At 66.2% G+C, this 25,480-nt stretch carries 20 protein-coding genes; 15 read left to right on the top strand and 5 right to left on the bottom strand.

The features are described 5' to 3' along the window. Positions 1 to 22: 22 nt before the first annotated feature. The 3 genes from AC1RWI_RS18555 to AC1RWI_RS18545 all read right to left on the bottom strand — a co-directional run bounded on the left by AC1RWI_RS18555 (position 23) and on the right by AC1RWI_RS18545 (position 3,223). Positions 23 to 394: a DMT family transporter gene (locus AC1RWI_RS18555; RefSeq protein ID WP_043355625.1), complete on the bottom strand. Its 372-nt coding sequence runs from the start codon at positions 392 to 394 to the stop codon at positions 23 to 25. Further along, a complete protein-coding gene (locus tag AC1RWI_RS18550; protein WP_492867940.1) occupies positions 391 to 2,163 on the bottom strand; it encodes a glycosyltransferase family 39 protein in 1,773 nt (590 codons plus the stop codon). The genes AC1RWI_RS18555 and AC1RWI_RS18550 overlap by 4 nt, the downstream gene beginning before the upstream one ends. 496 nt (positions 2,164 to 2,659) lie before the next feature. Continuing rightward, entirely contained in the window at positions 2,660 to 3,223 is a 564-nt protein-coding gene (locus tag AC1RWI_RS18545) for an HdeD family acid-resistance protein (protein WP_492867938.1), read from the bottom strand. 186 nt (positions 3,224 to 3,409) lie between these two features. Here AC1RWI_RS18545 and AC1RWI_RS18540 point away from each other — a divergent pair, with 186 nt between their 5' ends. After that, positions 3,410 to 4,279 (top strand): hypothetical protein, encoded by an 870-nt coding sequence (locus AC1RWI_RS18540; RefSeq protein WP_043355621.1) that lies wholly within the window; start codon positions 3,410 to 3,412, stop codon positions 4,277 to 4,279. Positions 4,280 to 4,405: 126 nt separating this feature from the next. On the opposite strand, the gene AC1RWI_RS18535 is transcribed toward AC1RWI_RS18540, so the two are convergent. Continuing rightward, positions 4,406 to 4,714, bottom strand: coding sequence for a hypothetical protein (locus tag AC1RWI_RS18535; protein WP_043355619.1), 309 nt, complete (start codon positions 4,712 to 4,714; stop codon positions 4,406 to 4,408). A gap of 342 nt (positions 4,715 to 5,056) precedes the next feature. Further along, entirely contained in the window at positions 5,057 to 5,995 is a 939-nt protein-coding gene (locus AC1RWI_RS18530) for an amino acid ABC transporter substrate-binding protein (protein WP_043355618.1), read from the bottom strand. A 272-nt stretch (positions 5,996 to 6,267) separates the two neighbouring features. Between AC1RWI_RS18530 and AC1RWI_RS18525 the strand changes: the two genes are divergently transcribed. The 14 genes from AC1RWI_RS18525 to AC1RWI_RS18460 all read left to right on the top strand — a co-directional run bounded on the left by AC1RWI_RS18525 (position 6,268) and on the right by AC1RWI_RS18460 (position 25,458). Then, positions 6,268 to 8,094 (top strand): DUF2138 domain-containing protein, encoded by a 1,827-nt coding sequence (locus AC1RWI_RS18525; protein WP_492867936.1) that lies wholly within the window; start codon positions 6,268 to 6,270, stop codon positions 8,092 to 8,094. Between the two features lie 26 nt (positions 8,095 to 8,120). After that, positions 8,121 to 8,789, top strand: a complete 669-nt coding sequence (locus AC1RWI_RS18520) for a DUF1175 domain-containing protein (RefSeq protein WP_492867962.1) — start codon at positions 8,121 to 8,123, stop codon at positions 8,787 to 8,789. A gap of 5 nt (positions 8,790 to 8,794) precedes the next feature. After that, positions 8,795 to 13,546 (top strand): alpha-2-macroglobulin family protein, encoded by a 4,752-nt coding sequence (locus AC1RWI_RS18515; RefSeq protein WP_492867934.1) that lies wholly within the window; start codon positions 8,795 to 8,797, stop codon positions 13,544 to 13,546. Between the two features lie 25 nt (positions 13,547 to 13,571). After that, the gene (locus tag AC1RWI_RS18510) at positions 13,572 to 15,305 is read left to right on the top strand and encodes a DUF2300 domain-containing protein (RefSeq protein WP_492867960.1); all 1,734 of its coding nucleotides are present in this window, start codon (positions 13,572 to 13,574) and stop codon (positions 15,303 to 15,305) included. Continuing rightward, complete coding sequence (locus tag AC1RWI_RS18505; protein WP_236702081.1) at positions 15,302 to 16,126, top strand: YfaP family protein; 825 nt, start codon at positions 15,302 to 15,304, stop codon at positions 16,124 to 16,126. The genes AC1RWI_RS18510 and AC1RWI_RS18505 overlap by 4 nt, the downstream gene beginning before the upstream one ends. Positions 16,127 to 16,212: 86 nt before the next feature. Further along, complete coding sequence (locus AC1RWI_RS18500; protein WP_043355611.1) at positions 16,213 to 17,058, top strand: YfaP family protein; 846 nt, start codon at positions 16,213 to 16,215, stop codon at positions 17,056 to 17,058. Between the two features lie 91 nt (positions 17,059 to 17,149). Continuing rightward, the gene (locus tag AC1RWI_RS18495) at positions 17,150 to 18,331 is read left to right on the top strand and encodes an MGDG synthase family glycosyltransferase (RefSeq protein WP_492867932.1); all 1,182 of its coding nucleotides are present in this window, start codon (positions 17,150 to 17,152) and stop codon (positions 18,329 to 18,331) included. 67 nt (positions 18,332 to 18,398) lie between these two features. Further along, positions 18,399 to 18,875, top strand: coding sequence for a hypothetical protein (locus AC1RWI_RS18490; protein WP_183037099.1), 477 nt, complete (start codon positions 18,399 to 18,401; stop codon positions 18,873 to 18,875). A gap of 167 nt (positions 18,876 to 19,042) precedes the next feature. After that, positions 19,043 to 20,161 carry an acyltransferase family protein gene (locus AC1RWI_RS18485; RefSeq protein ID WP_052495090.1) on the top strand — a complete coding sequence of 373 codons (1,119 nt, stop codon included), beginning with the start codon at positions 19,043 to 19,045 and terminating at the stop codon, positions 20,159 to 20,161. Between the two features lie 278 nt (positions 20,162 to 20,439). Continuing rightward, entirely contained in the window at positions 20,440 to 21,678 is a 1,239-nt protein-coding gene (locus AC1RWI_RS18480) for a GTP cyclohydrolase II (RefSeq protein WP_043355607.1), read from the top strand. Beyond that, the gene (locus AC1RWI_RS18475; protein WP_043355605.1) at positions 21,675 to 22,997 is read left to right on the top strand and encodes a URC4/urg3 family protein; all 1,323 of its coding nucleotides are present in this window, start codon (positions 21,675 to 21,677) and stop codon (positions 22,995 to 22,997) included. The genes AC1RWI_RS18480 and AC1RWI_RS18475 overlap by 4 nt, the downstream gene beginning before the upstream one ends. Before the next feature lie 88 nt (positions 22,998 to 23,085). After that, positions 23,086 to 23,745, top strand: coding sequence for a uracil phosphoribosyltransferase (upp, locus tag AC1RWI_RS18470; protein ID WP_043358238.1), 660 nt, complete (start codon positions 23,086 to 23,088; stop codon positions 23,743 to 23,745). Beyond that, complete coding sequence (locus AC1RWI_RS18465; RefSeq protein WP_043355603.1) at positions 23,745 to 24,461, top strand: TetR/AcrR family transcriptional regulator; 717 nt, start codon at positions 23,745 to 23,747, stop codon at positions 24,459 to 24,461. Before upp ends, AC1RWI_RS18465 begins: the two co-directional genes overlap by 1 nt. Next, complete coding sequence (locus tag AC1RWI_RS18460) at positions 24,451 to 25,458, top strand: BMP family protein (RefSeq protein ID WP_043355602.1); 1,008 nt, start codon at positions 24,451 to 24,453, stop codon at positions 25,456 to 25,458. Before AC1RWI_RS18465 ends, AC1RWI_RS18460 begins: the two co-directional genes overlap by 11 nt. Positions 25,459 to 25,480 lie beyond the last annotated feature (22 nt).

Genomic DNA, 25,480 nt, shown 5'->3' with positions numbered 1-25,480 from the left:
GCGACGGTGGATGGTGCGGTGATCAGGAACGCGCGATGAGAAACACGCCTGCGAGGATCAGCAGGATGCCGGCTACGCGCAGGGGGCCGATCATTTCACCGAACAGCCACCAGGCTGCCAGGGCGTTCACCACATAACCGAGCGACAGCATCGGGTAAGCGATCGATACATCGACCCGCGACAGCCCGACGATCCACACGCCGACGCTGACTACATACAGTGTCAGGCCAGCCAGTACCGGCCACTGCGTCAGCACCCGAAACGCCGTGGCAAACAGCGTCGCGCGCTCGATGGTGATGGCGCCCACGGCGTTGGTGCCGGCTTTGAGCAGCAGCTGCGCGCACGCATTGAGCAGCACGCCGGTAAAGATAAAAGCGAAGGTAGAGAGCGTCATGGCGCGCGGTTCGGTTCTTGCTGCGGGGCCGCCGGCGCCTGGCCGGGAGGCGGGAAGTTGGTGACCGCGACGCGGCGCTTGTCTTGCCCGATCTTGTACATCGGCACCTTGCTCTCTTGCAGTATCTTGTAGGTGGCAGCCGACATGATGCCCACGGCGTGCTGGCCATCCTGCCATTTTGCAATAAAGGCATCCAGGGTGGGGAGCCATTTCTGCGGCTCCTGCTTGGTGCCGAACTCGAGCTCGTCCGGCCATTCCACCATGATGGTGGTGCGGCGCAGGTAGTACGGCAGCGTGTGGTCCAGCATGCGCACGCCGTAAATCGGCATGTCGTCCGTCAGCACGGCGTTAATGGCGGGCACCATGTCCACGCCCGAAGTCTGCCGCCCCATGACCTCGTGGCCCAGCAGCGCCACTGTGAAGCTGGTGAACAAGCCGAGCGAGTAAACGGTGATGCTGACCATCAGGCCCTTGCTCGCCAGCAGCTTGCGCGCGAGGAACACGGCGCCGAGCATCAGCACGAAGGCGGCGCCGACCCAGACCGCGAACAAGCGGTACAGCTCGTTGGGCGTGTTGTCGGAATTCAGCGTGGCCACCACCGGGCTGGCCAGCAAGCCGATTGCCGAAATGACCAGCATGCCGTTGAGCTGCCGCTTCCAGCTGCGCTCATCGATGTGCTGCAGCGCCACGGCAGCCAGCATGCCAAGCGCCGGGAAGATCGGCACGATGTAGCCGGGCAGCTTCGAGCCGGACAGGCTGAAGAAGACAAAGATGGCAATGGCCCACACGGCCAGCAACAGCGCCGGCTGGAATGGCCGCGCCGGCGCCACGCGTGCCGCCGCGCCTTCGCCACGGACCACTTGCCACATGCGCGGCGCCAGGCCCAGCCAGGGGATGAAGCCCGCCACCAGCAACGGCACGAAGTACCACAGCGGGCCCTTGCGCGAGTGTACCGTCGAGGTATAGCGCTGCCAGTGCTCGTGGATAAAGAAGAAATTCAGGAATTCGGGGTTGCGCTCCGACACCAGCCAGAACCAGGGCACCGTGACGATCAGCATCAGTGCGGTGCCGGTGATCAGGTGCAGGCGCCGCCACAGGCCGAAATCCCGCGAGATCAGGGTGTAGATGACCAGCACGAGGCCGGGCAGGGCAATGCCTACCAGCCCTTTGGTCAGGATCGCCACGCCCATGGCTATCCAGCAGGCCCACATCCAGTAGCGCCGCGCGGCTGGCGTAGCAGCGGGGTGCTGCGCGAGCAACATGAAGGCCAGCACGCAGGCCATGGCGCCGGACAGCGTCATGTCCAGCGAGTTGAAGTGCGAGGCCACGCTCCACATCGGCGCGGCGGCCAGCACCAGCCCGGTCAGGAAGGCGGCCCGCAAGCCATACCAGCGGTGGGCGGCGAGCATCGAGACCACGAGGCCGACCATGCCGGACAGCGCCACGCATAGCCGGGCTTGCCAGTCGCCCACGCCGAACAAGGTATACGACAGCGCCGTCACCCACATATGGAAAGGCGGCTTCTCGAAGTACTTGAGTGCGTTGTAGCGGATGGTTACCCAGTCACCGGTGGAGAACATCTCACGGGCGATCTCGGCGTAGCGGCCTTCATCGGAGCGCAGCAGGTGGCGAGCGTCGAGCGTGCCGAACCAGACCAGGAGAATAAACAGGCAAACCAGGACGACGGTGATCGTGGGCAAGCCGGCAGATTGCGAAACACCTTGTGCGGTGCTTCGCGAGGTGTCTCGCGAGGTCACGGAACTACGCATACGTCTCCTGGAAAGGGATCGGGTGACCGTCCTGGCTTGCGCACATGACGACCGGTTCTCGGGCTTGCGGGGTGTGGCGATCCGCACGCGGGCGGCCCGGATGGCTTGCCCGCCTGCCGCCACGCAGTCATTGCATTGGCTCGCGATGGCGCGGCCACTTGCGTGATTATTAAAGCACTGGTAACGCCGCCTTGGCACCGCTAAAAAAGCGGTGTCAGGCTGTTGCCGCAGCGCGCGGTCGGTCTGTTTGACGGTTTCGGGCTGCCGGGTACCGGCGAAAACATCACAACGCAGCAGCGACGGCTTTGGTAGACAAAAAAAGCAAGCGATGGTGCCCGTTTCCCCGCGCCTTCTGCTTTGTTAGTCTTTCCAGCCATTACCCCATGGCCAACCGTGGTTGCCAAGTGGCGCGGCGCGCAATGTTAGCACGACCGCCGCAACCCGCCGTCGCGCGCGGGGTCGGCGCACGCGGGACGGCCCGGGCAGTGCGCGTGGCTTAACTTAAAAGTGATTTAACAGTCATTTTTCTTGCGCGCCGCAAGCGCAGTGAGGCGCCGATTAGCAGAATGCCGCACACCACCGCCCATGCTCCGATCATCCACAGCACCGCCAGCGCGCCGGCAAGGGGGTGCCACAGCAGCAGGACGGCGAACACGATGCTCACCATCCCGGCCAGGATCAGCCACCATTCATTGGGAATGTCCTTGCGCAGGCGGATTGCCGCGACAAATTGCAGCACGCCTGTGGCAAGCGTCCAGGCGGCGATATATAACAGCAGGGAAAACGCGGTGACCACGGGGCTGAACCAGGTCAGCAGGCCCACACCCAGGCCAAGCAGGCCCTGCAGTGCAAGGATGCCGCGGTCGCTAGCCGCGCGCCGGTTGCCCGAGATGGCCATCAGTAGCGCGCTGACGCCGTCGGCGGCGGCAAAGGCGCCAAACATGAGCACGAGTGCAGCCAGTGTGGCAATGGGTGCGAAAAATGCACAAATTCCGAAAAGAACAGCGAGAATGCCGCGCAAGGCCACAACCCACCAAAGCTTGGCGTAATACTGAAGCATAGGAACTCCCTGGCAAGCGGCCCGCATGGGCCGGCTGCGACGGTGACCGACTAAGATTGCCGACACGCGCGGGCAAAAAAGGCACTAGTTTCCAGCCAGCGCGAGCCACGACGTCTGGCGGGCCCTGCGTGCGCGGCGCCTGGCCGGAACAAGCGGGGGCGCGAAATCATTCTAGACAGGATTCATGTGAGGACAAAGGCGCAACGGTTTAGGGCTGCTTTCATTGCCGGCGCAGGGCTGCTGGTCGTGGGCAGCCTTGCGCAGGCTCAGACAGTGGCGGTGGCCGCTGCCGCGTCCGAGGAGGCGCCGGCACGGGCTCTTGCCCCGCTGTGCGACGCGCCATGGTTCCGATCCGGCTCGCGGGTGCAGATGGAAGGCGATGGGGCCATGCCCATGTCGATCACCATGACCTTGCGCCGGGCGACCAAGAACCAGACCGGATGCCGGGCGCAGCTCGAGGTGCGCTCCAAGTCGGCGCTGTCTGCCTTGATGGGGCCGCCGGTCATCATGGACCAGGTCCATATGGTCAATATCGACCGCCGCTCCGACTCTGCCAAGAGCAGTATCGAGAGCGAGCATGCCGTCATCAATGCACAAGGGCGCTATGCCCGCATGTACGGCGAAGCCGCCTTCAGGGGCCAGGGCGTGTTCAGCTACGCAGGCATGGATATCCGCGAGGGCGGCACCCTGGAGGGCGAGGCGTTCGAGTCCAGTGTCTCTCTGCAGATCTATCCGGTGGGCGCGGACAAGGTCGTGGGAAGCATGCGGGCGCTATATGCCTCGATCAGTGTCGGATCCCGCCATGTGGGCAAGCGCCAGATGATCGATACCGTGCTGGGCCGCAAGGAGTGCATGCCGATCACCTACGAGAAGCGGACTTCGCTGGGGCCGCTGATGGTGGGAGAGGAGGTGGTGCAGGTGGAGCCCACGCTGATGCATGTTACCGACTGGTATTGCCCCGCCGAGGCATTCGTGCTGCGCACCGAGATTCGCCAGCAGGACAAGGTGCAACGGATCGACGTCACGGGGATGGATCTGGATACGACATCGCCCTGACGCTTTCCCCGCCTGCCAAAGCGGATTCTCCGGCAGCACACAGCACAAAGCACAAAGCCCGCCAGTTTGAATTGGCGGGCTTTGTGCTGTCAGGGCGCCGGATACCAGCGCGGCGCCCCTTGCCGATCAGTTCGCGGCTGCGGCCGATGCGGCGGGCTTCTTGCTCTTGCTCTTCTTGCTCTTCTTGGTCGACTTCTTGGCCGGCGGCGCGGAGGCGTCGGTCAGGTCCGTGCGGGTGCTCTTGTTCGCACCCTGGGAATACGGGTCGAACTTGTCACCGGACTTGGCGCCCTGGCTATACGGGTCGAACTTATCGCCCGACTTGGCGCCCTGGCTATACGGGTCGAATTGCTTCTTCCCGGTCGATTGCGCCTGGGCAGCCACGGAGACGGCGCCAATGCACAGCGCGATGGCTGTCGCGACGAACTTGTTCATGTTTTCTCCTGGTAAATGCCGCCTTCCGGCGGTTCGAATACACGGAAACTGACGGCTAAGGCCGCCACGCCGGTTGCGTGGGATACCGTTGCCGCGTTGTCCGCTGGTCCTCAGTGTCGCCAACATTTCGCCTGGCTGTCAACATGCGCTGTATTGTGAAATGCACGCTTTGTATCGTCCTATGGAAAGCCGCTATTGCCTTTATCGCCAAGACTTGCTCGACGCCTGATGTTTTGTGTGAATAATTGCGCACTTTTTGTTGGCGTCATGTGCAAAAAAAAGCCCCCGCAGGCCTGATGGCGTGCGGGGGCTTTGATTTTGGTCGCCGGGCTTCGAAGGTCGTTATTCGGTCGCGACATCCGAAGGATGCTTCCACGCATCCCGGACTTCCGCGCTCGGTGCCAGTGCAAGGTTGATGTTGCGGGCGCCGATGGGCTGCTGGAACCATTGTTTTTGCAGGGCGATCACCTGCGGGCCGGCGAATACCGATGCCAGCGTCTGGTCCACCAGTTGCTTCCACTCCGGATCGGCCTTGGACATCATCAGCGCATTCTGCTCGATCGACAGAGCGGGACCCACGATCACGAACTGCGAAGGGTCCTTGGCGCGTGCGCGCAGTCCCGACAGCAGTACATCGTCCATCACGAATGCCTGTGCACGGCCCGATTCGAGCAGCAGGAAGGATTCACCATGGTCCTTCGCGTAGATGTCATGGAAACCATACTGGCCCTTCAGGCGGCGCACATGGCGATCGCCCGTGGAGCCGGCGCTGGTCACCACGTTCTTGCCGCGCAGGTCTTCGAAGGACTTGATGCCCGAATCCGCGCGCACCAGCATGCGGACCGTGGAAATGTAATGCGAGACGCTGAAGGCGACCTGCTTCTGGCGTTCCAGCGAGTTCGTGTTGGGCGCGCAGTCGAGATCGACCAGGCCATTGACCACGGCGGGGATCCGGTTCTGCGGGGTGAGCGGCATCCAGCGCACCTTGATCGTCTTCAGTCCGAGCTTCACGCGCGCGGCCTCCGCGGCGCGCAGGCACAGGTCCACCGCGTAGCCTGCGGGCTCGCCCTTGTCGTTGGCGAAGGAAAAGGGCAGCGCCGATTCACGGTAGCCCAGCACGATGGTGCCGGTGCTGCGGATCTTGTCCAGCACCGGGCTTTGGGCCTGGGCGGCGTGTGGGGCGGAAATCGAGAGGGCAGCGGCAGCGACGAACGCTAGCTTTGCCAGCAGGCGGGAGGCACGGAACGTGCCGGCACTGGCGAATGTGGCAAACGAGAACATATGTCGAATATTTCAAAAGTGGCGAGGCTACGCCTGTGGCCCGCTTCGGCAAAGTACATCTTTGTCATAAGCAAATATCAACCCGGAGAGCCGCCTGGGCAAAGGCACCAGCTCGGAAAGCGCGCTACGCCCGCGGGTGGCGCCGAGCGCGCGGCTGCGCAGGCAGTCACAAAAATTCACGGTGGCTGGGTTGCGGTTTGATTGATGTGCGCGGTACGCTACCGGGTTCGCTGCATCTGTGACGTGCAGTGATCACGATCGTGAAGGGAATCATGAAGATTTCGCGCAAGAGAATCGCGCTTGGCACCGCTGCGCTGGCGATTGCCGCTGGTGTGGCCGTGCAAATGGTCTGGCACCCGTTCGGACGCGCCTGGAAGGGGCAGCCCCGCCAGCTTGAGCTCGATTTCAGCCGCCCCGATGCGCTGGTCGACAGCGAAAGCCTGTCCAGCCTGCCGCGCGATATGCTCCGCGTGCCGCTGTTGCGCGACGTGCTCACCGAAGATTTCGTCAATTATTACGAAGACAACGAAGGCCGCCTGTCTGCCTCGGGCGCATTGCGTCGTATCGCCTTCGAGCACGACCTGGACTGGGGCGATACGTTGCTCAAGCGCGTGTTCGACGAACCGGGCAGGCTCATGGCCTGGCGCGGCGCCGATGGCACCTTGCGCTACTGGGCGCTGTCGATGGAGCGCAACGGGCTGGCCAAGGTGCTGCAGACACTTGGCACGATCGCCCCGGCTGACACGCAGCTGAGCCGCGCTGGTGAAGTCGGCGGCACGCCGCTGTATGCGTTGCGGATCGGCCCGGCGCGCAGCCTGCTGCTGGCGGGCAAGGGCGATCGCCTGGTAGTCCTGTCGGAAGCCGGCATGCTGCTGGACGCCGAAGGCAAGCCCATCGGCGCCCGCGCCAAGGCGGTGGCCGCCTGGCTGTCAGACGATGCCGGCGCGCGCGAGACCCCGCTGCAATCGTTCGCGCTCGACGCCGCCAAGGGCCCGCCCAAGGGCCATCGCGTGCTGGTGGGCGCGAATTACCTATCGTTTGGCTACCAGGCATTCTTCCCGGGCATCGAAGCGCTGCGTTTCGATTTTGCCGGCGCCGATTCGAAGTCGGACACTAAGTCGGACTCTAAGTCCGATTCCAGGGCCGGCGCCGATGATGCCGCCTGGCACAGCGCTGTGCTGGTCGATGGCGCGCGCCTGCCGGGGGCGTGGAACACGGCCGAACTCTGGAAAGCCTTGCCGGCCGACCCCGCGGCCTGCGCCACGCTGCCGGTGGACTGGCAGGCCGCAGGCAAGATGCTGCAGAAGGTCAGCGGCGGCAAGGACGAACTGGCTACGCAGGTGGCCCAGGCCTTCGAAGGGCCGGCTGCCGTGTGCTGGTACAGCAAGTCGGCGCTGGTGGCGCCGTTGTTCATGGCCCGGGTCAAGTCGGCAGATGCCGCTACCGCGTTGCGTCCGGTGCTGGCGAGCCTGTTCGAGCAAGTGATTGGCGCCTATGAACCCAATGCCGGCACGGAAAAGGGCGCCTATGCACGCCTGCCGGTGCAGAACCGCCAGGGCGCGGGCGGCGCGGTGTTGTGGTCGCGCCCGGTCAGCTCGCCCTACGGCACGCGTGAGGGCAAGGGGGCGCCGTTCGCCGCCCAGCTTTCGGCGGGTGCTTATTTCCCCGTGACGCTGGCACTGGCTGGCAACACTGTGCTGTTCTCGCCTGACGGCGCGTTGGTGGACGACGCGCTGGCGGTGCAGGGCAAGCGTTTCCCCTCGGTGGCCGACACCATGCAGCGCGGCCAGCAGGCCCGTACCGTGCTCAGCTTCACCCCGTCGACGCTGGCGCCGCTGGTGCGCCGCGAAGCCACCAAGGCGTTGCCCGCAGACCAGGAAGCCCTGTTCCTGAATGCGGCGCGCGCCCACCTGTTCCCTAAGCTGAAGACCCTTGCGGCCTACCCGGCGGTCTCGCTGGTGCTGCCTGATAGCTTGCCTTCGGGGCGTGCATGGGTGCCGGTGACCTGGCAGCAGGCAGGCACGCCGCCGCGCGGCGTGCTGGCCGCGGCCCCGTCGGTGGCGCCGCTAGCACCGGTACCGCAAGAGGCCACGCAGTGATAGCTGTGAACCGAGGCCGCCGCTCGATGCTGGCGGCGCTGGCGCTTGCCTTGCCCCTGGCCGGCAGCGGTCGGGCCTGGGCATTATCCGGCCTGGCGTCGGACACGCCAGACGCGGATGCGCTCGATGCCTTGCAATCGGCGGCGTTTCGTGCCTGGTTCGTGCGCATCGTCGGCGAGCAGCTGCGCCAGGGCCCGACCCCACGCTGGTACCAGCGCGATTGTGCGGGCCTGGTGCGCTTTGCCGTGGGCGAGGCGCTCAAGGTGCATGACGCGCGCTGGCTGCGCGCCAACGGCATGCAAGGCGGCACCTCGGCCCGCCAGTTGCCGCCGGAGCTTAGCCTGAGCCCGACCCAGCGCACGCTTGGCCAGCGCTGGACCCGCGCCGACGGCAGCACCGGGGCCTATGCCTCCGCCCTGGCCCTGGTGCAGGGCAATAGCCGCTTTGTCGCAAGGAACGTCAACCTGGCGCAGCCCGGTGACCTGCTTTTCTACGACCAGGGCGATGAACAGCACCTGATGATCTGGATGGGCCAGTACCTGGCCTATCACACCGGCACCGTGACCCGTGCCGATAACGGCCTGCGTGCCGTCACCCTTTCCCGCTTGATGCAATGGAACGACTCGCGCTGGCAGCCGCAGGACGGCAATCCCAATTTCATCGGCGTATTCCGTTTCGCCTTTTTGTCGAGGTAAAGACGATGCTTGTCGTCATGACGCGCGCAAGCGCGCTTCTGCGTTCCTCCATCCCCCGCATGCTGCTGGCGCTTGCCTTGCTGGCAGGCACCCAGGCGGCAGGCGCCGCCGAGCGGCCGAGTGTCACGCTCGACACGGTGCCGTCAAGCGGCTATAGCGCCTTTCAAGGGCAGCCGTTCTTCCTGCTGTCGGACGCCAGCTACGGTAGCGACCAGACGGCGCAGGTGCGCCTGGAAGCCCCGGGCCGCGAGTACAAGAGCGAGCTGCAGCGCTACGGCGGCGCCGACATCCTCGTGTACCGGGTTGCCGATCCGATCGCCTTCCTGAAGGCACAAAAAAACCTGCACCGGATCGACGTCAAGGCGAACCACCGCGGCGAAGGGTTGGCCAATACCTTGTCCTACCTGTGGGATAGCTGGTACAAGCAGGCGCGCCGCGCATGGCAGCGCGTGCTGTCGTTCGCGACCCGCAGCAAGGCGGTGGAGGACGCGCCGCAGTTCAGCATGGGCGACCAGATTGCCCAGCCGACCCGCTTCGAGAACAACCCGCAGTACGAGCCGCTCAAGGGCTATGACGTGGTCGAGCGCTTCCGCTACCCGATCTGGGACGCAAAGGAAATCGCGCCGCCCAAGGACGTCAAGCTGGAAGGCAGCAGCAGTGAATTCCTGCCGCGAGATGCGGGCAACGTGATGGTGCCGCTGGGCAAGCTGAAGCCGGGCCTGTACATCGTCGAAGGCATCATTGGCACCTACCGTGCCCATACCTTGCTGTTTGTGTCCGATACCGTGGCCATTACCAAGAGCACCGGCAACGGCATGCTGGTCTGGGCCGCGCAGCGCAAGAGCGGCCGCCCGGTTGCCGGCGCCAGCCTTGCCTGGACCGACGGCCTCGGCGTGCTCCAAAGCGCCACTACGGGCACTGACGGTGCGGCAGATCTGGCCCACACCAGCCCGGAGCGCAGCTACCTGCTGGGCGTGGACCCGGCCGGCGGCGCGTTTATCTCGGAGAACTTCTACTACGACAGCGAGATCTACAACACCAAGCTGTACGCCTTCACCGACCGGCCGCTGTACCGCCCCGGCGATGAAGTCCGGGTCAAGTTCATCGGCCGTAGTTTCCGCAATGCCACCGAATCCGGCCCGGCGGCGCCCGGTGATATCAAGCTGGAGGTGCTGGACCCCAACGGTGCGCCGCTGGCCTCGGTCGCCGCCGCGCTGGCCGCGGACAACGGCGCCGACGCGCGCTTCACGCTGCCCGCCAATGCCCTGGCCGGCGGCTATACGCTGCGCTTCGACTACGGCGGCAACACCTACGGCGGTGCCTTCCGCGTGGCCGAGTACATCAAGCCGCATTTCGACGTGAATCTTGCGTTGGACAAGGCCGACTACGCCACCGGCGAGGCGGTCAAGGGCAAGATCCAGCTGCGCTATCCCGACGGCAAGCCGGTCAAGGACGCCAGGCTGTCCGTCAGCCTGCGGGCGCAGCAGGTGACGATGGTGGAGGGCGAACTGCAGTATGCCGGCCTGTTCCCGGTCAAGCTGGAGCAGCAGGAACTGACCACCGACGGTAGCGGCAATGCCGCGCTGGTGCTGCCTGCCGCCAAGGACCCGAGCCGCTATGTGGTGACGGTGTTCGCCAACGATGGCGCGGCCTATCGGGTCAAGATCACGCGGGAACTGCTGATCGCGCGTGGCGCCACGCCATACAAGCTGACGGCGCCGGCCAACTTCACTAACCCGGGCCAGGGCGTGACCTTCCAGTTGCAGGCCCTGGCCGCAGCCGGGCAGGCATCGGCGCAGGCGCCGGCGAAGTGGGAACTGGTGCGGCTGGAGTCGCGCACCCGCAGCGAAGGCACGCTGAGCCCCGCCGCCAATGGCACCGTGTCGTTCCCGGTCAGGTTCGACCAGCCGGGCTCGTACACGCTCTCCGTCAAGGACGGCGCGGGCAACCTGCTGGCCGCGGCCAGCCACTGGGTGGCGGGCGAGGGCCTGCAGACGGTGCCGGGCAATATCGAGATCGTGTTCGACCGGGACCGCTACCGCATCGGCGACACGGCCGAAGCGCTGGTGACGTTCCCACTCGCCGTCGAGGATGCCTTGCTGACGCTGGAGCGCGACCGGGTGGAGCGGCGCGGCCTGCTGTCCAAGGGCGGCGACTGGCTGTCGCTGGAGAAGGTCACCGACAAGCAATGGCGGGCGCGGATCAAGGTGGGCAACGATTTCAGTCCCAATATGACGTTCTCCGTGCTGTATGTTAAGGACGGCGACTACGTGTTCCAGAACGCCGGCATTGCCGTGGTGCAGCCCACGATCGAGCTGGCGGTCAAGAGCGACAAGCCTGTTTATGCCCCCGGCGAGACCGTCACGCTGGACCTCACCAGCGCCTTCAATGGCAAGCCCGTGCCCGCGAATCTCACCGTCAGCGTGGTGGATGAGATGGTCTACGTGCTGCAGCCTGAAATCGCCCCGAGCATCGTTGATTTCTTCTACCATCCGCGCCGCAACAGCGTGCGCACCACTTCCAGCCTGAATTTCATCGGCTACGACCTCGCAGTGTCGGGCCAGCCCGGCGCCGGTGGCCCTGAGCGCGGCCGCTATAACGAGCGTGGCGTGAAGGTGCTGGAGCGCCCACGCCGGGACGAGAAAGACACTGCCGCGTGGGAGGCCAACCTGCGTACCAGCGCAGACGGCCGCGCGCGCATGAGCTTCACCATGCCCGACTCCCTGACTCGCTGGCGCATCACGGTGCGAGCGATGTCAGGCGACGGCATGGTCGGGCAGCGCACCGCCAGCATCCGGTCCGACAAGGGTCTGTATCTCAAATGGATCGGGCCGCAACGCTATCGCGCCGAGGATGCGCCGCGCATCGACATGGTGGCCTTCAACCAGGGTGAGCAGGAGGTGGCCGCGGACCTCGTGGTGATCGGCGCCGGCCTGAACGTCAACCAGAGCGTGACGCTCAAGCGTGGCGCGAACTACGTGCGCCTGCCGGTTGCGCAGGGCGCTCTGCAGGGTGGCGTGGTCAATGCCGAGATCAAGCTGCAGGGCAAGGTGCTGGACCGCCTGCAGACCACGCTCACGGTCGAGCCCACCGGCTGGCTCTCGCAGCGCGAGCTGACGCTGCCGCTGGCAGGCGCCAATGCCGCGTTCAAGCTGCCCGCGGACGCACAGGACGTGCGCCTGCGCTTCGTCGACGGCGCCGCCAGCCAGTTCGCGCGCGTGGCGGACGACTTGCTGGCTTATCCCTACGGCTGCACCGAGCAGACCGCCAGCCGGCTGATTCCGCTGGCATTGGCCCAGCGCAGCCTGGCCGCCACCGGCGCGGACACGGGCGGTGGCACCCAGGGCATCGACGCGCTGCTGCGCACCCAGCGCCAGCGCCTGGCGCTGCTGGCTGGGGTCAATGGCCAGTTTGGATGGTGGGGCGATACGGTGGGCAATAGCGCGCTGCTGACGGCGTATGCCTATTACGCCGACTGGCTGGCAACGCGCGCCGTCGGCATCAGCCTGCCGCCCGATCACTGGAAGCGCACGCTGGAAGCTTACAAGCAGGCCATGAAGGAGCCGCTGCTGCACCGTGCGCTCGCGCTGTGGTTCATCAACGAGATGGGCCTGCCGGTGGCCACGCAGCTCGGTGGTGTGGCCGGTGAGCTCACTCGCCCCGGCGCCGAGGCGCCTGGCGCGGCCGTGGGAGAAAGCCTGGTATTTGCCGCGCCGGATTCGGCGCAAGGCCGCCGCGTGGCGACGGTGCTGGCCGCGCAGCTCTACAAGCAGATCGGCCAGCCGATGCCGGAAGACCTGGCCAGCGCCGCCGGGGCCGCGCGCCAGACGCTGGCGAGCGATCCTTCGCCGCTGGTGCAGAGCCTGCTGCTGATGGCGGGCAAGGGCGCGGCCGCCTCCGACGTGCAGGCGCTGCTGGCCCGCGCCGGCGCTGCCTCACCGACCATTGACCGGGCCGTGACGCTGGTGTGGCTCAACAAGTCCCTTGGCGGCGGGCTGGGCCGCGGGTTGGCCGGCGAGGGCGATCCCGCGCTGCGCGTGCCGCTGGGCAACTGGAAGGCTGCGCGCAGCCCGCTCGGCCTGCCGGAATGGCGCTGGAGCGGGGCGCAACTGCCCGAGACGCTCGCACTTACCGTGCCGCAGAACATGGATGCGGCCTCGCAGTCGTTCAACACCAATGCCGTGGTGTCCTACCGCAGCCGTGCCCAGGAAGCCTCGCGCCTGCCGATCGGCATCGAGCGCAAGCTCTATCGCCTGGTGCCCATGAGCGATGGCGCAGCGAAGGACGCTAAGCCGGCCGAAGCCGCCGCCGCGGGTACGGCCGGCCTGACCTTCTCGGCCAAGCCGGTCAAGCCAGGCGACAAGCTCGACAGCAACACGCTCTACGTCGATGAGATCGTGCTGAGCCCGCGCCAGGGCACGTACCGCTACGGGCTGGTCGAAGCACCGCTGCCGCCCGGCGGCGAGGTCGAGGGCACGACGTGGGGCCTGCGGATCGACGGTTTGCCCGATCCGGACAACAAGGTCACCGGCCTGCAGCCGTTCCAGCGCGCCGTGACGTACGAGATGGGCATGCTGTCGTATCACCAGCCGGTGGTATCGCTGGAGCGCCCGGTGGTGCTGCGCCAGCTGGTGCGCTTCTCGTTGCCAGGTAAGTTCAACCTGCCCCCGGTGCGCTACTTCCGCATGTACCAGCCGGATGCCAAGGCCCTGCAAGGCGACGGCAAGACGGCGGGTTTCCCCTTGACGGTGGAGTGAGGCGGGCATGAGCAGGGCAGCGTGCATGGCGGCCGGCCGTGCCTGGTGGCGACGGCTTGCGGTGGTGGCCGCCTTGGGCGCGGCGTGCGCCGGGTCCGTGCCGGCTGCCACGCTCGCCCCCGCCGAGCCCCTGCGCTTCGCGCGGCTCGCGGGAGCGGACGCGCAATTGTTTGGCCTCGATGGCAACGCCGCCGCGCCCGCTGCGGCGCCGTTGCCTGCCAGCTTGCAAACGCCGTTGGGCAGCGTGTGGAAGTTGTTCGTCTACAGCTACCTGGTCGGCCGCGACAAGCCATCCAATGACTACACCTGCCGTGGTGGCGACCCGGAGGAGGTTTACTGCTGCACGGCCGGCCAGAGCATCGACCGCGAGCGTGCGCTGATTCAATCCTGCGGACGCTATTTCGAGCCGCGGCGGCTGGGTTTGTCCGCTGCCGACTGGCGCCGTTTCTGGAAGGAGGCAGGCGCGCCCGCGTGGCTGCAGGACATGCAGGCGATGCAGCCGGCTCGCAACGTGGCCGTTGCCGATCTGCTTGCCGGGTTGCATGCCGTGCCCCCCGCCGCGCAACAGGCAGCCGCCGCGACACTGGTCTCGGTACTGACGGTGGGGCGCGGGGAAGGCACGCTGGCCAACTATGGCAGCCTGCTGCGCGCCAAGACATGGACCATGCCGGACCCGGCGCGGCCTGGCGCATCCATCGGCGGCGCGGCCGGCTGGCTTGCCGATGGCAGTCCGGTCTGGCTGGGCGGCCCCGGCGCCAGCGCCAATGTGCTGCGCCGTGCGGCGCCCCGCCTGCAGCCGTTGCTGGCCACCGTGCCGGTGCCCGATGATGGCGCCTGCGTGCTGGTCGACATGTTCGAGCGCTATCCGCTGCGCGATCTGCAAGCCGCCGGTACCGGCAATGGCACCGGCGCAAGTCGCCAGGCCGTGCCGGATGGCCCGCTCAACGGCACCTACCGCGCTGAGTTTGCCAATGGCAACACCCTGCGCGTGGAAAGCCGTGGCGAACTGACGCTGCTGCGCAAGCCCGGCGCCGCGCCGCGCGTGCTGGGCCGTTTGGGCCTCAATGACTACGTGGCGCGGGTTGTCGAGCGCGAGGGCGACACCACCGAGCCCGAGGCCGCCCGCGCCCTGGCGGTGGCTGCGCGCAGCTACCTGATCCAGCAAGCCACGCGCGAGCAAGGCTGTTTTCGTATTGCCGATAGCAGCCGCACCCAGCGTGTGCTGCCGCGTGCACCCACCGCCGCGGCGCGGCGCGCCGCCGATGTGACCGATGCGCTGGTGCTGTCCGGCGTGGCTGTGCGTTATCACCACGACGTGAGCGGCCAGGGGCGCATGGCCTGGCTGGAGGCCCGGCGCGCGGCCGGGCAGGGGCAGGCGTTCGATGCCATCCTGGCGCGCTGGTGGCCTCAGGCCACGCTCACCTCGTTCCAGAGCCCCGTGGCCGGCGATTGCCTGGCGGTGGCCAATGCGCGGCAGTGGCTGGCGCTGCGCGCGCCGCAATGGGAGCGCCGGCTGGCGGCGGAGCCGGGCTATGAAACGCCGCCGCTGCCGGCCGTGTGCGAAGTGCGCGAAGGCCGCCCTTATGCCGACGCGCGCCGCAACCGGCTCTATATCCACCGGCTGGCCAGCGAGGACGACCGCATTGCGCTGGCCCACGAATATCTCCATCTTGCATTTGCCCGCCACCCGCGCGGGCAGGACGAAGGCTTTGTCGAAGCCATGGCGCGCAAGCTGGTACGTACGCAAAACCCATCATGAATCTCACCCGCAATTTGTCCCGCAACTGGCGCCAAGGCGTGCTGGCCCTGGCCTGCGCCGCGGCGCCGCTGGTGACCACCGCCGAGCCGGTTGCCGATCTGGACGGCCCGGTGGGCGGCTGGCGTCACGGCGGCTTGTCCAACGAGCTCGAGCGCTATACCGCCGCTTATCCAAAGCCGCCGGTGGACCGGGGCACGCAGAAGTACCGCACGCTGATCGAGGGGCGCCTGCGCAAGGTCGGCAAGGAGGGCCGCAAGCCGCCGACGCTGGTGGTCAACGGCACGGCCATGCCGCTGTATGCCGACGAGCAGGGGCGCTTCGCGCGGCCGTGGGCGTTTGGCCGTGGCTCCAACAGTGTGGAGATCGTGTCCGCGGATGGCGCGTCGCGCCAGCGCTTGCAGTTCTACGAGGCCGACGGGGCCAAGATCCAGGCCAAGCTGCGCGCGGTGTTGACCTGGGACGATCCCAAGGCCGAGGTCGACCTGCATGTGATTTCACCTGACGGTGGCCATGCCTTCTTTGCCAGCCCCTTGCTGCCGGAAGGGGGCGGTCTGGACGTGGATAGCGTGGATGGTGCGGGGCCGGAGATTTTCTCGAGCGCGGCGCCGCGTCCCGGGGTGTGGTTGTTCTATGTGAACTACTGGGGCAATTTCAACGCCGACGGCTACAACTTCGAGAAAGGCAAGAACGATCGCGACCTGATTACCGCCAAGCTCACGCTGATCTACAACGAGAACACGCTCAATGAAAAGCGTGAGACGCTCGTGGTGCCGCTGCGCAAGCTGGGCGAACTGGCGCTCATGAAGTCGGTGCGTTTCTGATCCGACACGTCGATCAGTCACACTCATAGCCACACTGACGCCTGGCCAGAAAACAGTCGCAAAGAACGCAGGAAGGAACCGTGGATATGCAGCACTCGCCGAAACTAGCATTGATCAGCCTGACCCTGCCGGCACTGTTGCTGGCCGGCGCCGCGCGAGCCGACGATGCCATCGAGTTCACCACGCCGCGCAACGGCTGGCGCAACTCGGCCGGTGACGCTTCGGCCTATACGCAGGAAGTGCATTACCCGGCGGTGTCGGTCTCCACGCGAGCCGGGCAAGCCGCCAGCGCCATGATTGCCGGGCGCATCCGCGCGGCGCCCAAGTCCGAGGCGGATGCCGCGAGCGCCGTGTCGAGCCCCGCACCCGGCGGGCTCGGGCGGCGCGGTGGCGGCTCGGTTGCCACCCTGGTGGTCAATGGCGTGGCGCTGCCGCAGCGGGTCGAGGAGGATGGCCGCTTCTCGCGGCCCTACGCTTTCTCGGGCGGCAGCAACAGCGTGGAGATCCGCAGCGCGCAGGGCGCCAGCAAGCGCGTGCAGTTCTACGACGGCTACCAGGGCAAGACCCGCCCGCGTCTGCGCGTGGTGCTGTCCTGGGACAGCGATCAGACCGACCTGGACCTGCATGTGGTGGCGCCCGACGGCCAGCACACCTTCTATGCGAATCGCGTGGCCAGCAACGGCGGCGCGCTCGATGTCGACGTCACCACCGGCTATGGCCCGGAGATCTATTCGATTGCCGCGCCGCCACCCGGTACCTACCTGGTCTATGTGAACTACTACGGCAGCGGCGCCGGCCCCGAAGCCATTACCGTGGCGCAAGTGGCGCTGATCACCGATGAAAACACGCCCAACGAAAAGCAGCAGGTGTTCCGCGTGCCGATGCGCAAGCCCGGCGAACTGACGCTGATCAAGTCCTTCGTCATGAAGTGAGCACCGCCCCGAAACTCTCCAACGCCCCAGCACCCCAGCGTTCCGGAACCTCCGGGCTTCACCCCGGAAGCCCAATCTCCCCCGAATCCCCATGCAGCAGCAGAAGATCCTGTTCCTCAGTGTTTCCGCCGGCGCCGGCCACATGCGCGCCGCTGAAGCACTGCGCCTGACCGCCGAAGCCGAGTTCCCCGGCGTGCAGACGCTTCACCTGGACGTGATGGAATACGTCCCGGCCACGTTTCGCAAGCTCTACACCGACTTCTACATCAAGCTGGTGAACAGCTATCCGGCCCTCTGGGGCATGCTGTACCAGCACACTTCCGAGGCCGATCCGGCCGCACCGATGCAAAAGCTGCGGCGCGCCGCCGAGCGCCTGAGCACGCGCGCGCTGCGCCGGGCGATCGACGAGTTCGCCCCGGATGCCATCGTCTGCACGCACTTCCTGCCCGCCGAGATCCTGATGCATGAGGTGCGCCGGCAGCGGCTGGCGGTGCCCGTGTGGGTGCAGGTGACGGACTTTGATCTGCACGGCATGTGGGTGATTCCCCATATGACGGGTTACTTTGCCGCCAGCGAGGAAATCGCGTTTCGCATGCGGGCCAGCCGGATCGAGGCTGGCCGCATCCACACCACAGGGATTCCGGTGGTGCCTGCGTTTTCCCACCCGCAGGATCGCCAGGCCTGCGCACAGCATTTCGGGCTCGATCCGGCACGGCGCACCATCATGCTGATGGGCGGCGGGGCAGGGCTCGGCGGCCTTGACGAGGTGGCAGGCGCGCTGATGCGGCTGGACCACGATTTCCAGTTGGTCGTGCTTGCCGGGCGCAACGAGACTGCCCTGGTGCGGCTCAAGACGCTAGCCGCCGCACATCCCGGCCGCCTCTTTCCCTTCGGCTTTACCAACGAGGTGGAACGCTTGATGGCGTGCTCCGATCTTGTCATTACCAAGCCGGGGGGACTGACCACGTCCGAATGCCTGGCGATGGGCGTGCCGATGGTGGTCAATGCGCCGATTCCCGGGCAGGAAGAGCGCAATGCCGATTACCTGCTGGAGCAAGGCGCTGCGCTCAAGGCGGTCGACCTGGTATCGCTCGAATACCGGGTGCGCCTCTTGCTGGCGGAGCCGGCACGGCTCGACCAGATGCGTGCGCGGGCTAGCGCGCTGGGGCAACCGGCGGCGGCGCGCCGCGTGCTGGAAACCGTAATCGGGCAACTGGCGCGGTGCGGCCAGCTAGCCGGCCACGGCGGCACTGCTGCGACGGTGGCGCGTTGAGATGCGCGCGCTGAACCTGTCTTCTTCAACCCGGCGCGCGGGCCAGTCCTATCCGTCGCGCCATCCCATGGTGCTGGTGCTTACCGTGGCTTGGACCCTGCTGCTGGCCTATTTCTTCGCTAACGTGGAGATCCAGATCGAGGGCGCCGCCGGCTGGGCGGCCAACCTGCCCACTTGGCGCATCGAGCATCACTGGCTGCTGGATATTTTCTGGGGCGGACGCCCGATGACGGGGTATCACGCGTGGGTATTCCCCTGCGTGGCGCTGTTCTTCCATTTTTCGCTGGTGTTCGGCGGGCGCTGGAACTGGCGCGCCGAGGCGCGCGTGATCGCTTGCATCATGGTGTTCTGGATCAGCGAGGATTTTCTCTGGTTCGTGCTGAACCCGGCATTCGGGCTAGCGCGCTTTGCGCCGAGTTTCGTGCCCTGGCACATCCACTGGTGGGCCGGCGCGCCTACCGATTATTGGGTTTCGCTGGGCGTGGCGGCGGCGTTGCTCTGGCTGTCATGCAGGGGGCCGGTGGGAAATCGTTACAGTTTTTAGGTAGATGCCGTCAATATGCTGTTTGGTACATATATCGCGGTGCAATGTGTGACCAATACAACGCTTATCGCCATTTTGCGGCGGTGCATCGTGGCCGGTCTTGGCGCCATCCTGTCTCCTGGGAGTAGAATCCGGCCCTTGTGTACTTTGTAGCATTCTTATAACAAATGAGCCCCCGTCCTTCGCGCATGGCGTGCATTGACGCTCTCAAGGCGATCAGTTCACAACTGATCGTGCTGCACCATCTTGCCTTCTATGGCCCCATGTCCGATGCGGCCCATGTGCTGGCGCCCGGCCTGCTCGACTGGTTCTCACAGTACGCGCGCATCGCCGTGCAGGTGTTCCTCGTCATCAGCGGCTTCCTGGCGGCGCGCAGCCTGGCGCCCGGCGGGCATTTGATGGTGCCACGCCCCTTGCAGGCAATCTGGCACCGCTACCAGAAGCTGGTGGTGCCCTATACCGCGGCTATCTTGATTGCCATTGCCGGTGCCGCCATTGCGCGCACCTGGATGCACCACGACTCCATTCCCGGTGCCCCCGGCTTGCACCAGTTCCTGGCGCATGTGCTGCTGCTGCACAACGTGCTGGATTTCGATGCCTTGTCTGCAGGGGTCTGGTATGTGGCCATCGACCTGCAGTTGTTCGCCTTGCTGATGGTGGCGTTGTGGGCGGCCCGCCGCTGCGAGCAATGGTTCGACGTGGGCGGCAGCCCGATGGGCCCACTGGTGGTGGCCGGACTGGCGCTGGCTTCGCTGTTCTGGTTCAACCGCGATGCCACGTGGGATATCTGGGCGATTTACTTCTTCGGCGCTTACGGCTTGGGCACGCTGGCTTTCTGGGCATCCGAGCCTGAGCGTTCACCGGTGGCACTGCTGCTGTTGTGCGCCGTGGTGCTGGCGGCGCTGGCCGTGGATTTCCGGCTGCGCATCGCGGTGGCGCTGGCGATCGCGCTGCTGCTCGGCACGGCGCGCCGTGGCGGTTGGCTTGAGCACTGGCCGCAGGCCCAGTTCCTGGCATTTTTCGGGCGTATTTCCTACTCGGTGTTCCTGGTGCATTTCCCGATTTGCCTGGTGGTGAATGCCCTGGTCTTCCATCTGGCTCCGCAACGGCCCGTCCTCAATGCCCTCGGCATGGTGCTGGCCTGGCTGCTGAGCAACGCTGCGGGGGCCTTGTTCCATCGCTACGTGGAGAGCGGTGCGCCGTTGCGCGCATTGCGCCTGGCGCTGTGGCCTGCTGCCCACGAGCCGGTCCAGCGGCAGCAGGCGGGGCAGCAACGGTCAACCTGACCGACCGATAGCCCCGATAGCCCGATCGCGCTTCCGGTTTATCCGAAGGTACATCCAGCGGCACCCGGCCCTGCTAGTGGCCCGGTGCCGCTTTTACGTGGTGCCTATGCACCAGGACCAGCGCTGGCCACGGCGCTTGCGCACAGGCACGGTGCGCAAGTGGCATCGTGCGGCGTGCAACACAAGGTAGAAACGAGCATTGGGATATGGCACGAAGGTTGCCTACTATGGAATCGTAAACCTGACCGTTTGGTCAGGATTCTCGTCCCGAGGCTGCCATGTCCGATCATATTGTCCTGACCTCGCACGCGCGCCGCGACAAGCCGGCCGAGCCAATCCACTGGGGGGCCGCCACGGCAGCGGAGCGCGGCCCCGTGATCGCAAGCCTGACCAATCCGGCTCAGCGCAATGTGATCGGCACCCATTCCGGCGCATACGCGGTCTACCGCGCGCTGGCGGTGGCCTCCGGCAAGCTGCAGCGAGACCACCGCGCTGATCTCACCGATACCTCGCCGGCTGAGGTCATCGGGCCTCACCCGCAGTGGAGCGACCCGGACAAGATCGTCTCGATGGATCCCTGGGGCCACCTGGTGTCCAGCGCCTTCGGCGACCGGATCGCTGCAGGCATCGACATCCGTCCCTCGATCGCCATAACGCGCGCCCACATCAATATGCCGGAACTGATGGGCGCCATTGCGGCCGGCCGGCTCACACCCGACGGGCAGATCCTCCATGCCAATGGCGACGTGCGGGTCACCAAAGCCGCGATCGATCCGGTCTGGTACCTGCCGGGGCTGGCGCGCCGCTTCGAGATCAAGGAGAGCATGCTGCGCCGCAGCCTGTTCGAGCAGACCAGCGGCATGTTCCCGGAACTGGTCACGCGCCCCGACCTGAAAGTGTTCCTGCCGCCGATCGGTGGCATGACCCTGTACTTCTTCGGCGATGTCAGCCAGCTTGGCAAGCCCGAGACCAAGGTGGCCTGCCGCGTGCACGACGAGTGCAACGGCTCGGACGTGTTCGGCTCCGACATATGTACCTGCCGGCCGTACCTGGCCCACGGCATCGAGGTGTGCATCGAGATGGCGCAGCAGGGCGGCGTGGGGCTGGTGGTCTATAACCGGAAGGAAGGCCGGGCGCTGGGCGAGGTGACCAAGTTCCTGGTCTACAACGCCCGCAAGCGCCAGGTTGGCGGCGACCGGGCCGAGACTTACTTCGCACGCACGGAATGTATCGCCGGCGTGCAGGACATGCGCTTCCAGGAGCTCATGCCCGATGTGTTCCACTGGCTCGGCATCAAGCGTATCGACCGCTGGGCTTCGATGAGCAATATGAAGCACGGGGCGCTGACCGCTCAGGGTATCGAGGTGGTCGAGCAGGTCGCGATTCCCGACGCATTGATCCCGGCCGATGCCCGCGTGGAAATCGACGCCAAGGTGGCGGCTGGCTACTTCACGAGCTATACCCCGCCCGACGCGGAAGAACTCGCGCTGGCCAAGGGTAGAGGACTGCACGAATGAACGAGATACCCGAAGCGGGCGGCGTGCGCGGCGCCGCGAATCCTTTCATCAACGGCGAGGATGATGCCGGTGGCTGGGCCAGTCCCGTGCCGCCTGGCCATCCGGCCGCCGCGTTGCTCACCGGGCACGCGGTACGCACCCGCTGCGCTGCCGTGACGGATCATGTGGCAGCCGGCGCGTCCGAGCTGTTTACCTGGCATCCCGAGCGGATCCCGGCAGTGGCCGATTATGTGGCGGCCACCATCCGCCAGCGCTATCCCGACCTCAACGTGCCATACCACAGCCGCTGGCGTCATTTCGAGAGCGGCGGCCCTGGCGAGAAGCTGGACCGCTGGCAGATCCTGTGCGAACGCGGCGGGCTCTCCGGCGAGGCCGACCGCGAGGAACGCGCCCGCATCGGCATCGACCTGGTAATTCCCAGCGTCTTGCTGGATGCCGGCGCGGGCCCGGACTGGCGCTATCGCGATCCCGCCAGCGACCTGTCGCTGACGCGCTCCGAAGGGCTCGGCGTGGCCAGCTTCGACCTGTTCGCGCGCGGCGGCTTTTCCGCCCAGCCGGGCCAGCCGCTGCGCTCCGACGCCGAGCGCCTGATGCGTATCGATGCGTCTTCCATCGCAACCGCATTCCAGGTGGCCCAGCACAACCCGCTGGTGGGCCTGGATGGACGCGCCCGGCTGTTGCGCCGTCTTGGCGAGGTGGCGCAAGCCACGCCAGCGGTCTTTGGTTCGCCGGCGCGGCTGGGTAACCTGTTCGACTACCTCAAGGCGCATGCCAGCTCTGGGCAGATCGAGGCCGGCTTCGTGCTTACCACGCTGCTGGTGGCGCTGGGGCCGGTATGGCCCGGGCGCGTGAGCCTGGACGGCGTGTCGCTGGGCGACTGCTGGCACCACCCGGCCTGTACGGATGGCCTGGTGCCTTTTCACAAGCTGACCCAGTGGCTCACCTACTCGCTGCTGGAACCGCTGGAAGATGCCGGCCTGACCGTGACCGGGCTGGAGGTCCTGACGGGCTTGCCCGAATACCGCAACGGCGGGCTGCTGTTCGATTTCGAGCTGATGGTGCCGCGCGACCCTGGCTTTACTGCCGTGGCGCACACGGTGGATGAGCCGGTTATCGTGGAATGGCGCGCGCTCACGGTGACGGGACTCGACCTCGTGGCCGCGTCGGTGCGCGAGGCGCTCGGGTTGTCGGCCGAGTCGTTCCCGCTGGCCCGCGTGCTGGAGGGCGGCACCTGGGCCGCGGGGCGGCGCATTGCCGCCAAGCGCAGGCCAGGTGGCCCGCCGCCTTTCGCCATCAACAGCGACGGCACGGTGTTCTAGCGGATTTTCCAGACCCGCGCCGCAGCAAACAGCAATCAGCATGAGCAACCAGCAAGTGCTATCCGCTACCGCCCTCCAGGAGCGCATCATGACCGACCTCTCCGCCGTACCGCCCGCCACTGCGTCCGTGATGGTAGTGGATCACCCGCTCGTGCAGCACAAGGTCACGCTGGTCCGCAGCGAAGACACCACCACCGACAATTTCCGCCGGCTGGTGCGCGAGATCAGCCAGTTGCTGACCTACGAGGCAACCCGCGACCTGGCGATGGAGACCATCGCCATCAAGACGCCGATCGCGCCCATGCAGTCGCCGGTGCTCTCTGGCAAGAAGCTGTGCCTGGTGTCGATCCTGCGGGCCGGCAATGGTTTCCTGGATGGCATGCTGGACTTGCTGCCGGCCGCGCGGGTCGGGCATATCGGCCTGTACCGCGACCCGGAAACGCTGGAGCCGATCGAGTACTACTTCAAGATGCCGGAAGACATCCATGAGCGGCTGGTGATCGTGGTCGACCCGATGCTGGCTACCGGCAACTCCGCCATCGCCGCGCTCAACCGCTTGAAGGAGGCCGGCGTGAGCACGCTCAAGTACGTGTGCCTGATCGCTTCGCGGCAGGGTTTGATGGCCTTGCGAGCGGCGCACCCCGACGTAGCCATCGTCACCGCGGCCATTGACGAGGAACTCAACGAGCACGGCTACATCGTGCCTGGCCTGGGCGACGCCGGCGACCGCCTCTACGGCACCAAGTGATGGGAGCGCCGGCTACGGCGCCGCCGCCATGCTTTCCGCCGCCGCGGGAGGTGGCGGGGGGACGCATCCGCCAGGAGAACGAGGCGCTGATCCTGCGCGCGGCCGAGTACGTGTTCGCCCGGGCCGGGTTTGCCGGCGCGACCATGAACGAGATCGCCACGCGCGCCGGCGTGCCGAAGTCCAACCTGCACTATTACTTCCGCACCAAGCAGGCGCTATATCGGGCCGTGCTGGCGCATACGCTCGCGCTGTGGCTGTCCGAGACCGACATCATCGGCGCGGAGCAGCGGCCCCAGGTGGCACTGGAGCAGTACATCCGCGCCAAGATGCGGCTGTCTGCCAGCCATCCGGATGCCTCGCGCGTGTTTGCCAACGAGTTGCTGCATGGTGCGCCGGAGATCCGCGACGTGCTCAGCGGCGCGCTACGCGCGCTGGTGGCGCGCAAGGCCGGCGTGATCCGGGAATGGATCGCGCGCGGCGAGATGGCCAGCGTCGATCCGCAGCACCTGTTTTTCACGATCTGGGCGGCCACCCAGACCTATGCCGATTTTGAATCGCAAGTTTGCGCCGTGCTTGGGGTGAGCCACCTGGGCCAGCGCGATTATGAACAGGCCACCGACCACCTGGTGCGGCTTTTGCTGCGAGGTTGCGGGCTGGAACCGGCTGGCCTGGCCGTGGAGTTATCGTCAACAAGGGGAGAGAGCCATGAGTTTTGAGGGTAAGCGCAGGTCTTGGTTGAAATTCGCGGCGGCTGCCGCCAGCGTGGCCGCACTTGGTGGCATCGTGCCGGCGCAGGCGCAGGCCAAGCTGAAGGTGGCGGCGGTATACACCGTGCCCGTCGAGCAGCAATGGGTGTCGCGCATTCACAAGGCGCTCAATGAGGCCAAGGCGCGCGGCGAGATCGATTATGTGTTCTCGGAAAGCGTGTCCAATGCCGACTATGAGCGCGTGCTGCGCCAGTACGCGGAGCAGGGCTCGTCGCTGATCCTGGGCGAATCGTTCGCCGTCGAGGCGGCCGCGCGCAAGGTGGCCAAGGACTATCCCAAGACCGCGTTCCTGATGGGCTCTTCCGGCAAGCCGCAGGCGCCTAACTTCTCTGTGTTCGACAACTACATCCAGGAGCCGTCCTACCTCACTGGCATGATCGCCGGCGGCATGACCAAGACCAACCATATCGGCATGGTCGGTGGCTACGCCATCCCCGAGGTCAACCGGCTGATGCACGCCTTCATGGAAGGCGCGCGCGAGGTCAATCCCAAAGTGAAGTTCACGGTCAGCTTCATCGGCTCGTGGTTCGATCCGCCCAAGGCCAAGGAAGCGGCCTTCGCCATGATCGACAAGGGCGCCGACGTGCTCTACGCCGAACGCTTTGGCGTATCCGACGCCGCGAAGGAAAAGGGCAAGCTGGCGATCGGCAATGTCATCAACACGCAGCCGCAGTATCCCGCTACCGTGGTGACCTCGGCGCTGTGGAACATGGAGCCCACCGTGGGCGCCGCGCTCGGCAAGGTCAAGGCCGGCCAGTTCAAGAGCGAGGACTATGGCCCTTATTCGCTGATGAAGTTCAAAGGCGCGGAGCTCGCGCCGCTGGGCACGTTCGACGGTAAGGTGCCAGCCGACGTGATGACCAAGGTCAAGGCGAAAGAGAGGGCGATCCTCGATGGCAAGTTTGCGGTCAAGGTGGTGGAAACGGAGCCGAAGTCGTCGCAGTGAGGTGGCCAGAGCCACTTGAAGT

The organism is Cupriavidus sp. MPR-AND1C (assembly GCF_058809705.1).
Note: the sequence above shows the minus strand (reverse complement) of the source record. Positions and strands in the feature narration are given on the sequence as shown.

Bases quoted from the DNA above. Each gene is read 5' to 3' on its own strand.
- AC1RWI_RS18555 (WP_043355625.1), bottom strand. From the start codon at position 394: ATGACGCTCTCTACCTTCGCTTTTATCTTTACCGGCGTGCTGCTCAAT.
- AC1RWI_RS18550 (WP_492867940.1), bottom strand. From the start codon at position 2,163: ATGCGTAGTTCCGTGACCTCGCGAGACACCTCGCGAAGCACCGCACAA.
- AC1RWI_RS18545 (WP_492867938.1), bottom strand. From the start codon at position 3,223: ATGCTTCAGTATTACGCCAAGCTTTGGTGGGTTGTGGCCTTGCGCGGC.
- AC1RWI_RS18535 (WP_043355619.1), bottom strand. From the start codon at position 4,714: ATGAACAAGTTCGTCGCGACAGCCATCGCGCTGTGCATTGGCGCCGTC.
- AC1RWI_RS18530 (WP_043355618.1), bottom strand. From the start codon at position 5,995: ATGTTCTCGTTTGCCACATTCGCCAGTGCCGGCACGTTCCGTGCCTCC.
- AC1RWI_RS18525 (WP_492867936.1), top strand. From the start codon at position 6,268: ATGAAGATTTCGCGCAAGAGAATCGCGCTTGGCACCGCTGCGCTGGCG.
- AC1RWI_RS18520 (WP_492867962.1), top strand. From the start codon at position 8,121: ATGCTGGCGGCGCTGGCGCTTGCCTTGCCCCTGGCCGGCAGCGGTCGG.
- AC1RWI_RS18515 (WP_492867934.1), top strand. From the start codon at position 8,795: ATGCTTGTCGTCATGACGCGCGCAAGCGCGCTTCTGCGTTCCTCCATC.
- AC1RWI_RS18510 (WP_492867960.1), top strand. From the start codon at position 13,572: ATGGCGGCCGGCCGTGCCTGGTGGCGACGGCTTGCGGTGGTGGCCGCC.
- AC1RWI_RS18505 (WP_236702081.1), top strand. From the start codon at position 15,302: ATGAATCTCACCCGCAATTTGTCCCGCAACTGGCGCCAAGGCGTGCTG.
- AC1RWI_RS18500 (WP_043355611.1), top strand. From the start codon at position 16,213: ATGCAGCACTCGCCGAAACTAGCATTGATCAGCCTGACCCTGCCGGCA.
- AC1RWI_RS18495 (WP_492867932.1), top strand. From the start codon at position 17,150: ATGCAGCAGCAGAAGATCCTGTTCCTCAGTGTTTCCGCCGGCGCCGGC.
- AC1RWI_RS18490 (WP_183037099.1), top strand. From the start codon at position 18,399: ATGGTGCTGGTGCTTACCGTGGCTTGGACCCTGCTGCTGGCCTATTTC.
- AC1RWI_RS18485 (WP_052495090.1), top strand. From the start codon at position 19,043: ATGAGCCCCCGTCCTTCGCGCATGGCGTGCATTGACGCTCTCAAGGCG.
- AC1RWI_RS18480 (WP_043355607.1), top strand. From the start codon at position 20,440: ATGTCCGATCATATTGTCCTGACCTCGCACGCGCGCCGCGACAAGCCG.
- AC1RWI_RS18475 (WP_043355605.1), top strand. From the start codon at position 21,675: ATGAACGAGATACCCGAAGCGGGCGGCGTGCGCGGCGCCGCGAATCCT.
- upp (WP_043358238.1), top strand. From the start codon at position 23,086: ATGACCGACCTCTCCGCCGTACCGCCCGCCACTGCGTCCGTGATGGTA.
- AC1RWI_RS18465 (WP_043355603.1), top strand. From the start codon at position 23,745: ATGGGAGCGCCGGCTACGGCGCCGCCGCCATGCTTTCCGCCGCCGCGG.
- AC1RWI_RS18460 (WP_043355602.1), top strand. From the start codon at position 24,451: ATGAGTTTTGAGGGTAAGCGCAGGTCTTGGTTGAAATTCGCGGCGGCT.